Origin of the sequence: Azospirillum brasilense (assembly GCF_008365405.1) — a bacterium.
GTDB lineage: Bacteria > Pseudomonadota > Alphaproteobacteria > Azospirillales > Azospirillaceae > Azospirillum > Azospirillum brasilense_D.
Window position 1 is genome coordinate 178,253 of sequence record NZ_QOKV01000013.1, and the last position, 9,354, is coordinate 187,606.

General features: G+C 64.9%; 10 protein-coding genes and 1 pseudogene. 5 read left to right on the forward strand and 6 right to left on the reverse strand.

What is annotated here, in order from left to right:
* Positions 1–18 precede the first annotated feature (18 nt).
* From DS837_RS19870 to DS837_RS19880, 3 genes are read right to left on the reverse strand one after another with little or no spacing between them, the layout of a single operon-like run.
* Positions 19–1,251 carry an ABC transporter permease gene (locus DS837_RS19870; RefSeq protein ID WP_149166346.1) on the reverse strand — a complete coding sequence of 411 codons (1,233 nt, stop codon included), beginning with the start codon at positions 1,249–1,251 and terminating at the stop codon, positions 19–21.
* Positions 1,248–1,994, reverse strand: a complete 747-nt coding sequence (locus DS837_RS19875; protein WP_149166347.1) for an ABC transporter ATP-binding protein — start codon at positions 1,992–1,994, stop codon at positions 1,248–1,250. Before DS837_RS19875 ends, DS837_RS19870 begins: the two co-directional genes overlap by 4 nt.
* A gap of 32 nt (positions 1,995–2,026) precedes the next feature.
* Complete coding sequence (locus tag DS837_RS19880; protein WP_170295914.1) at positions 2,027–3,484, reverse strand: efflux RND transporter periplasmic adaptor subunit; 1,458 nt, start codon at positions 3,482–3,484, stop codon at positions 2,027–2,029.
* A gap of 355 nt (positions 3,485–3,839) precedes the next feature.
* Between DS837_RS19880 and DS837_RS19885 the strand changes: the two genes are divergently transcribed.
* The 5 genes from DS837_RS19885 (at position 3,840) to DS837_RS19905 (ending at position 7,249) form a co-directional block, all read left to right on the forward strand.
* Positions 3,840–4,103 carry an alanine-zipper protein gene (locus tag DS837_RS19885; RefSeq protein WP_149166349.1) on the forward strand — a complete coding sequence of 88 codons (264 nt, stop codon included), beginning with the start codon at positions 3,840–3,842 and terminating at the stop codon, positions 4,101–4,103.
* A 17-nt stretch (positions 4,104–4,120) separates the two neighbouring features.
* Complete coding sequence (locus DS837_RS19890; RefSeq protein ID WP_149166350.1) at positions 4,121–5,467, forward strand: L,D-transpeptidase family protein; 1,347 nt, start codon at positions 4,121–4,123, stop codon at positions 5,465–5,467.
* Position 5,468: 1 nt separating this feature from the next.
* Positions 5,469–5,840: a c-type cytochrome gene (locus DS837_RS19895; RefSeq protein WP_149166351.1), complete on the forward strand. Its 372-nt coding sequence runs from the start codon at positions 5,469–5,471 to the stop codon at positions 5,838–5,840.
* 26 nt (positions 5,841–5,866) lie between these two features.
* The gene (locus tag DS837_RS19900; RefSeq protein WP_170295915.1) at positions 5,867–6,163 is read left to right on the forward strand and encodes a c-type cytochrome; all 297 of its coding nucleotides are present in this window, start codon (positions 5,867–5,869) and stop codon (positions 6,161–6,163) included.
* 102 nt (positions 6,164–6,265) lie between these two features.
* Positions 6,266–7,249: a zinc-dependent alcohol dehydrogenase family protein gene (locus tag DS837_RS19905; RefSeq protein ID WP_149166353.1), complete on the forward strand. Its 984-nt coding sequence runs from the start codon at positions 6,266–6,268 to the stop codon at positions 7,247–7,249.
* Positions 7,250–7,373: 124 nt separating this feature from the next.
* Here the strand turns inward: DS837_RS19905 and DS837_RS19910 are convergent, their stop codons facing one another.
* The 3 genes and pseudogenes from DS837_RS19910 to DS837_RS32785 all read right to left on the reverse strand — a co-directional run.
* The gene (locus DS837_RS19910; RefSeq protein WP_149166354.1) at positions 7,374–8,237 is read right to left on the reverse strand and encodes a Crp/Fnr family transcriptional regulator; all 864 of its coding nucleotides are present in this window, start codon (positions 8,235–8,237) and stop codon (positions 7,374–7,376) included.
* A gap of 21 nt (positions 8,238–8,258) precedes the next feature.
* Positions 8,259–8,684: a hypothetical protein gene (locus DS837_RS19915; RefSeq protein ID WP_149166355.1), complete on the reverse strand. Its 426-nt coding sequence runs from the start codon at positions 8,682–8,684 to the stop codon at positions 8,259–8,261.
* Positions 8,685–9,248: 564 nt separating this feature from the next.
* Positions 9,249–9,354: pseudogene (locus DS837_RS32785) on the reverse strand (IS5-like element ISRso1 family transposase); the annotation flags it as partial.

Consider the following 9,354-nt stretch of genomic DNA (forward strand, 5'->3'; position numbering starts at 1 on the left):
CCCGCTGCCTTGGCCTGTTCACTCGTAGCGAAGGGCTTCGATCGGCTGGAGGCGGGAGGCCTTGCGGGCCGGGTAGAAGCCGAAGAAGACACCAACCGCCGCCGCGAAGCCAACGGCCAGGAGAATGGCCGACACGCTGAGTTCCGTCTGCCAGTGCGCCCAATGGCCGATGGTGAAGGAGGCCGCCGCGCCGACGGCGATTCCGGTCAGCCCGCCGGTCAGGGACAAGGTCAGCGCCTCGATCAGGAACTGGCTCAGGATATCGCGGCTTCGCGCCCCGACGGCGAGGCGCAAGCCGATCTCCCGCGTGCGTTCCGTGACGCTGACCAGCATGATGTTCATGATGCCGATCCCGCCCACCACCAGCGACACCGAGGCCACCGCCGCCAGCAGCAGGGTCAGCACGCGCGACGAGGTCTCCTGCGCCTGGGCGACCTCCGACAGGTTGCGGAGCCAGAAATCGTCGTCCTGCGCCGGCTGAAGATGGTGGCGTTGCCTCAGCAGGCCATGGATCTGCACCTCGGCGGCGTGCATGTCGACGCCGTCGCGCATCTTGATGAGGATGGCGCCCACCGCCCGCCGGTTCACCTCGCTGGCTCCCAGAACGCGGTTCCGCGCGGTGCTCAGCGGCATGACGATGGTGTCGTCCTGGTCCTGCCCCTGCATGCTCTGCCCCTTGCGGTCCAGCACGCCGACCACCGTGAAGGGCACCTTCTTGATGCGGATCATCTGACCGACGGGGTCGGCGTTGCCGAACAGCGTGGTGGCCACCGTCTGGCCGAGCAGCGCCACCTTGGCGGCCCGGTCCAGATCGGCCTGCTCGAAGGGCCGGCCCTGGACGACGCCCCAATCCCGCGCCGTCAGAAAGTCGGGGGTGGAGCCGACGATCACGGTCGACCAGTTCAGGTTGCCGTAGATGACCTGCGCGCTGCCGCGGACTCCCGGTGCGGCCACCAGGATTTCGGGAATGTCCCTCTCCAGAGCCTGTGCGTCATCCTCGCTCAGCGTCATCTCGGTGCCGAAGCCGAGACGCACGCCGCCCGAGGTGATGGCGCCGGACACCACCACGATCAGGTTGGAGCCGAGGCTGTTGATCTGTTCGGCGATGCGGGCTTCCGCCCCGGCGCCGACCGCGATCATGGTGATCACCGATCCCACCCCGATGATGATGCCGAGCATCGTCAGCACGCTGCGCATCAGGTTGAGGCGCAGCGCGGCGAGCGCGATGCGGATGGACGACAGGAGGTTCATGCCGTGGACTCCGCCGGGCGCCGGCCCGCCAGCACCTCGGAGGCCACGCGGGGCGCCGCCACCGGCCGATCGTCCATCAGCCGGCCATCGCGAAAGCGCAGCGTGCGCCGGGCGAAGGCGGCGATGTCCGGTTCGTGCGTCACCAGGATAACCGTGATGCCGCGCGCGTTGAAGGTCTGGAACAGCGCCATGACCTCGACGCTGGTGCGCGAGTCGAGCGCGCCGGTCGGCTCGTCGGCGAGGATCAGCAGCGGGTCGTTGACCAGCGCGCGCGCAATGGCGACACGCTGCTGCTGGCCGCCCGACAGTTGCGAGGGATGATGCCACGCCCGCTCGGCGAGACCGACCTCGGCCAGCCGGACCAAGGCACGACGGCGCCGCTCGGGTGCTGAAACTCCCGCGTACACGAGCGGCAGTTCGACATTCTCGACCGAGGGCGTGCGCGGCAACAAATTGAATCCCTGGAATACGAAGCCGATCAAGCGATTGCGCACGACCGCCAGCTCATCGGGCGCAAGATGCGAGACGTCACGGCCGTCGAGGCGGTAGAGGCCGCCGCTGGGGCTGTCGAGGCAGCCGAGCAGATTCATGAAGGTGGACTTGCCCGATCCGGATGGTCCCATGACGGCGACGAACTCGCCAGGGGCGATGCGAACCGACACGTCGTCGAGCGCACGCAACGGTACGTTACCCAGCCGGTAATCCTTGCACAGATGCTCGGTCTCGATCAGCCAGTCTCCCATGGCTGGACTCCCCGATGTCTGAAGCGCCGGCGTCACATGCGCGGTCCGGCGCCCATGGATGGAACGGCACCCGAAGCCGTGGACAGCGCCGTTTCGCCGAGCACGACACGGTCTCCGACTCCCAGCTTTCCTTCGACGACCTCCACCATGCTGCCATCGGAAACACCAAGCCGAAGTGGGCGGCGCTCCGGCTGCCCAGCGGCGTTCAGCACCCAGACCTCGCCCGTCTGCTGGGATGGCGGGCTGCTCGGCGGGGCGGCCTTGGCCGGGTGGTAGCGCAAGGCGGCGCTGGGAACCAGCAGCGCGTCGTCGCGGTGGTCGGCGACGATGCGGATGTTGGCGGTCAGACCGGGAAGGAGTGCGAGATCGGGATTGGGCGCCGAGATGACCACGTCGTAGGTGACGACGTTCTGCACGACCTGCGGCGCCTTGCGGATCTGAATCACCGCCCCGGTGAAGCGGCGGCCGGGGAAAGCGTCCACGGTGAAGTGCACGTCCTGGCCCACCCGGACGGTCCCGACATCCGCCTCGTCCACGGAAGCGTCCACCTGCATGGCCGTCAGATCCTGGGCGATGGTGAACAGCACCGGGGCCTGCAAGCTGGCCGCCACCGTCTGGCCGCGGTCGACGTTGCGCTGGATGACGGTGCCGTCCACCGGGGCGACGATGCGCGTGTGCTCCAGATTGATGCGCGCTCCCTGATACGCCGCCTGTTTCTGCTGCACCAACGCCATCGCGCTCGCCACGTTGGCTTGGGCGAGGGTAAGCTGGGCCTCGCTGGAGCGGACGGTTGCCTGCTGGCTGATCTCCTGCGCGGTCAGAGCCTCGACCTCCGCCTGGGCGGCGTCGTTGGCGGATTTCGCGCTGTCGCGGCCCGAGGCGGAGGCATTTCCGCGGTCGAAGAGCCGTTGCGTGCGTTCATAACTGCTCCTGGCGTTGAACAGGAGCGCTTGGGCCTTGCGCAGCTGAGCCTGTACGTTGGTCAGCGTGGCGCGCGCGGCCTCCAGGTCGGCGTTGGCCCGTATGACGGTGGCGCGCTGGGTCTCGATGCCCGCCTGGGCAACGGCGAGGTCGCCGGCCGCCTGCGCCACCTGTGTCTCGAACAGCGCAGGATCGATGCGGGCGACGAGCTGACCGGTCTTCACCTCGGTGTTGAAGTCGGCGAGCAGTTCGCTGATCTGTCCCGACACCTGCGACCCCACCTGCACGGTGACGACCGGGTTGACGGTGCCCGACGCGGTGGTCGACGCGGTAACCGCCCCACGGGCCACCGGGCCGGTGCGGTAAGCGGGCGCGGCGTTGCGGGTGCCCACAGCGTGAGAAAGCAGCATTGCGGCGGCCGTCAGCGCGAGCGCGAGCCCGAACAGCCAGCCGGGATGTCGGGCAACACGGCGTTCCGCTGGGATCTTTGATCGTCCAGGGCTCGGACCGTGGTCGGTCAACGGTCCGTGCTCGGTCAGCGGCCCGTGGTCGGTCAGCGGCAGCGTCATCGGCTGGCTCCGGAAGGACTGGGTCCACGCTCCGCACCATGGACTCCCGCAGCCTATCCGAAGGATGCCCCGGGGCATTAACGTGCATCAAGATCAGCGCTCGCGGATAGGGTTAACCCGCAAAAGGCGGCGCCCACAGGGACGCTTCGACCGAAAGAGGTCGGGCTCCGCCCGATCTCCGCGTCTTTACGATGCGCCGCCTTTACCTGGGTTAATGCCTCGACTCCGCCTTCGTCCATGCTCGACGCTCGATATGCCGGGCGAGCGGGCGACTGGGCGGGGCGGCCCTCCTGCAGCGGAGATTCCGCACTCCTGCCGGTCGCCTTGTTTCTCGGATCCAAGACAGGAGATTGATATGGCGATGTCCTTGCGCAACGTATCCGTCGTCGTGCTGGGCACCCTGCTCGCGGCGGGGTGCTCGGGGTTGAGCGCGGAAGACCGCAACCTTCTGATCCAGACGCAAGCCACCGCCAATGACGCCAAGGCGGAGGCGGCGCGGGCCGCCAGCGCCGCCCAGCAGTCGGCCGAACAGGCGCGCGCCGCAGCGGCGGACGCCAGGGCGGCGAACGAGAAGGCGGAACGCATGTTCAGCCGCAGCCAGCGGAAAACCCGCTCTTAGTCGGACAGAGGCCGTAGGTGACCGTGGGCGCTGCCGTCCTGTTCCGTTCGATCGGAAGCGTCGTCACTGCCCTGGCGGCCCTGGCCTTTGCTCCGGTGCCGGTGGCGGCGGCCGACATCATTGGACCATTGCCATTCGGTATTCTCTTTGCGTCAGCGGACGACACGCTGGCCGACATCGCCATCGACAATGATCTCGGCTACACCGAGATCATCATGGCAAATCCAGCCATCGACCCGTGGCTGCCGGGCGACCGAACACTCGTGGTGCTGCCGACGGCGCATATCCTTCCATCCGGGGGGCGCAGCGGCATCGTGATCAATCTTGCGGAGCAGCGCCTGTATCACTTCGCACGGGGGAAGCCGCCGGCCAGTTTTCCAGTGGGAATCGGTGCCGAGGCCGCCAACCTGCGGACCGGCTCCACCTACGTCCGGGCCAAGCGTGTCAACCCGCCCTGGATGCCTTCCACGCGCATGCGGGAGGAGGACCCGGACCTGCCGCCCTATGTCCCGCCGGGGCCGGACAACCCGCTGGGGCCCAAGGCACTGTACCTCGGCTGGACGGGCATCATCGTCCATGGAACCAACAAACCCTATGGTGTTGGGCGTCGCGTGAGCCACGGCTGCTTCCGCCTGCACAACCGGGATATCGGGCGCCTGTACGAGGAGGTGCCCATCGGCACCCAGATTCGTGTCGTGGACGAGCCGGTGAAACTCGGCTGGGTCGGCGACAGCCTTTACATCGAGGTTCACCTGACGACCCGGCAAGCCGATGCCCTAGAGGAAACAGGGCGCTTCGACCCGCCCGACTTTCCGAATCTTGAGGCGATCGTTGCACGCGCCGCAGGTCGTGCCGCGTCACGGGTGGATTGGGGCGCCGTCCACAAGGCGGTCGAGGAACAGCGTGGCCTCCCGCGGCCCATCCTGCGTGGGTCGTCGGACACTGAACCGCTCCGAGTTTTCCGGAGACTCCCTGTTCTGAGACGATGGGGTCATCATGACGAAACCGTCATCACCCGAATACGCCCCCGAGGTCCACGAGCGCGCGTTGCGGATGGCGTTCGCGTGAAAACGTCGCCACGGCGGCGTGATCCCTACATTCCGGCCTCCGACAAAGCCGGCGCGGTTCAAAGGCGGCGATGGCGCTGCGCAAGCGCCTTATCCTGCGTCTTTTTGTCCTGCGCCCTTCTGAGCCCTGTCAGCCATGTACCTCGTACGAAGAGTGGACTTCCCGAGCGCCCCAGCCATAGCATGCAGTTGATCATCGCAGAACCTTTCCGGCTTGCCGCCGGCTTCGGGCGGACCGCCGTTTCTGCACAAGACGCTGTATCCATTGCACCAGCCCCGTGGCACAGGGAGGCCTGACATGGTCGACACTCCGTGCCGATTGCCCAGCCTAGCGGTCGGAGCCATCATCGTTTCGTTGATTGTTGCCGCGTCCGCGCGCGCCGCGTCCGATGGACCGGGCAGCATCGGCTTCGGGCGCCATTTGGTCGAGGAGGTCTGCGGCGAGTGCCACCGCGTGTCGCAGCCGCCGATGGCTAAGCCGCCCCCCATGCAGGAGGAGCTTGCTGCGCCCGACCTGGTGGAGCGAATGCGCGATCCAGGGATCACCGAAATGGCCCTGCGCAGTTACCTGCGGACATCCCACCCGGTCATGCCGAACATCCGTCTGTCCATGGAAGAAACGGACGATGTCGTCGCGTACCTGATGTCCCTAAAGGAAGGCCTGCAATGAAGACGGGCCTATGCGCGGGGGTGTTGATGACGTTTCTCGCCATGGCGGACGTGACACAGGCGGCGGACGCGGAAGCCGGCAGAAGAATCGCCGACCGTTGGTGCGCCGCCTGCCACCTAACCTCGGACAGCAATGCGGACAGCCGTGTTGTGCGCGGCACCGACGCGGTCCCGACATTGGCCAGCATCGCGCGCGATCCGAACCGCAGCCCGAACTGGTTGCGGCAATGGCTGGCCTTTCCTCACCCGCCGATGCCCGACCTGAATCTTTCACGCTCGGAGATCGATGACGTTATCGCCTACCTGCAAGGGATGTCGCGCTGACGCGAGCCCAACCACTCCGCGCCGCGCACCTGGATCGAGGTCGCAGGAGGCCGCCAATGTCCAGAACGATCGTGAAGCAGACCTTCACATGGAGGGCTGAGCATGAGAGCGATGATCCTGCCACAGCCGCGCGCATCGCTGATTCCCGCCTTGCTGCCGGACCCAGAGCCAGGACCGGGCCAAATCCTGATCGCCGTTCACGCCTGCGCGGTGTGCCGAACCGACCTGCACGTCATGGACGGCGAGTTGCCGCATCCCAAACTGCCACTTATTCCCGGCCATGAGATCATCGGGAGCGTCCTCGAAACCGGGCCGGGCGTGGAGCGCTTTCATCTTGGGGACCGCGTGGGAATCGCCTGGCTCGGCTGGAGTTGCGGCGAATGCGTCTATTGCCGCTCGGGACGCGAGAACCTGTGCGACCGCGCACGCTACACCGGCTACCAGATCGACGGCGGCTACGCCGAGATGGCGGTCGCCGACGCTCGCTACGCCTTTCCTGTCGGCCCGTCCTACACCGACATCGAAGCGGCGCCGCTGATGTGCGCCGGCCTGATCGGCTACCGCGCCCTCCGGGCCGTCGGGGAGGTGGAGCGCCTGGGTCTTTACGGCTTCGGGGCCGCTGCGCACATCGTCATCCAGATTGCCCGGCACTGGGATCAGCGGGTTTTCGCTTTCACGCGGACTGGGGACGAAGCTGCACAGGCTCTGGCCCGTGATCTTGGCGCGGCATGGGCCGGCGGGTCTGAAGAGCCCCCTCCGGAGCCTCTGGATGCCGCCATTCTCTTCGCCCCCGTCGGCGCGCTGGTGCCGACGGCGCTGCGGGCTGTGGTGAAGGGGGGCACCGTCGTCTGCGCCGGCATCCACATGAGCGACATTCCCTCCTTCCCCTATGACATCCTATGGGGTGAGCGGGTGATCCGCTCCGTCGCCAACCTCACCCGTCGGGACGGGGAGGAGTTCCTGGCGCTTGCGCCCCGCATCCCCGTACGGACCCGCACAACGCCCTTTCCCCTCGCCCAGGCCAATGAAGCCGTGGAAGCGCTGCGCTGCGGGACCGTCACCGGAGCGGCGGTGCTGACCGTCTGAGGTGGCGTCCTTCCGCTGTGCGGTCGCTGCTTGCATCAGGTGGAATTCAGAATTCCTCTCCTGGTCCTTGGCATACAGCATTTAAATCGACGGACCAATCGATCGATAACCACTGATTTCAGAGTTATTTCGAAGCGGATCGGCTGGAAGAGTCCATAACATGAATTACGCGCACCTCGGGCGAGTTCAATAATGGTTTCCGGAAATCTTGTGACAATCGCCCGCGGTCCCGTGGATTGGTGAGTGGAAACGACACGTCCTGCTTGGCGAGTGGCTGAGGTGCCGTGGCGTCGTTCATCTCGGCCAGTTCAGTGAGCCGCATCCAATCGAGCACACGCAGGTGGCCTTTCGCGAAAGACAGCAGACCAGCCGTACGCATCTCCTTGAGCGTCCGACACACGTGGACCGGTGTCAGTCCTGTGGCATCGGCAATGAGGACCTGACTGATCGGCAACGTCACGTCCGAAATGTCCGGTGCGGTCCTTTGCCGTTGCCGATTGTAAAGGGCAAGGAGAAGCCGGGCAATCCGCTCCGCGGCGGTGCGGGTGCCGAGCCCGCCCAGGAGCCGCCAATCAGAGATCGTTTCGGCCGCGAGCAAGGATGCCATCCGCAAGGCAACGTTCGGCACCTGTTGGCAAAAGCGCATCAGGGAATGGCGTGGCATCGGACAGACGATCAGATCGGTGAGCGCTTCGACCGTGCAGGGCATGTTACCGTCGGGGGCCCGCTCGAAGCCGACCAGATTTCCCGGCATGACGAAACGCAGCACTTGGCGCCGACCGTTCTCGTGCATCATGGACGCCAACGCCCAGCCACGGCGAACGATGTAGACCATCTCGTTTTCGTCACCTTCGACAAACAAACTGGCGCCGGCACGAATGGTGCGGGCCGGGCGTTTGATCGCCGCCCAGCTGGACAACTGTTCATCCGCAACGCTTGCACACAACCCGTCACGTCGCAGCGGGCACGCTTGGCAGTCTGATTGCATGACCGCCTCCTCAGCCTGGAATCAGTGCGGAAGGCTTGGCCGCTCCAACGGAAGCAGCTGAGCCTGGGCCATGGCGTCAAAAAAAGCGGACAGAATGACATGGGGCGCCACAGGACCTCCCGGCGCCTCCTGAGCCATTTTGAAAGCGTCGAACATCGCACATGCGACCGCCAGCTTCGCGGCGATCCCGAGAGGCGTGTGTGCCGGCGTGCAGACGAGTGACCGCAACACGCTCTGGCAGTCCATCTCCGTTGTCCGGTCCGACGCCTCGCTTGCAACGGACCGGACGCGGTCCATTGCTTCGGCCTGTCCCACCTCTTGTACCCATTGAAAGAGAAACAGCAAATCCTGATCGCGATGCCTGCCGCTCGCCAGGGCCAAGGCAATCGCGTTCATGAGTTCGGCATGGAGATGCCCGACTTCCGCAAGGTCACCGGTTGGCATCATGGCCGCCTCCTGTGGCAATGCACGGGGTTTAGCTTGAGCACCGCCCTCATCAGGAAAAAGTGGCATCGAAAACTCGGTTGGGACTGAAACACAGCCCCCGGTTTTTCGCCGCCGATCTTTCAACGCTTGGGCTCATCACGGCAACAGTCCCTCATTGTGCCGCCGATTGACTTGATCTGGATCACCATCCGGCGCGCCTATGCTAATGAGACGGAGCATAGCCGTAAAATAGGCCGACGATACCCCGTCACGCCTTATGCATCATACTCAATTCGCAACAATATCAATGCCAAACATAATAAGATAAACTATGACAAAACACATTTTTCATATTGTTGCGAATCTTCACCACGCAACAATGTCCCGGACTATAAAATCATTGCACACTTTAATAGAAAGAGTATAAGGAGTCTATAATTTAAAATACCGACAGCAACCTTTTGATGATCAAGAGGTTTGGCAATGCAGCTATTAACCAATATCTCGCCGGCCCCTCCACCTCCCATAGGTTTGGCGCGACGGAACATCAGCCGCCATCTTCTCAGAGCCCGTTTGACAACCGGTTCAATGGCAGACACGTCGAAGTAGCAGGCTTGCCATAGCGAGTTGCATCATACCGCCGGAGACGTCGATCCGGGCTTCATAATCTCGAACCAGACGTCTCCAGCGG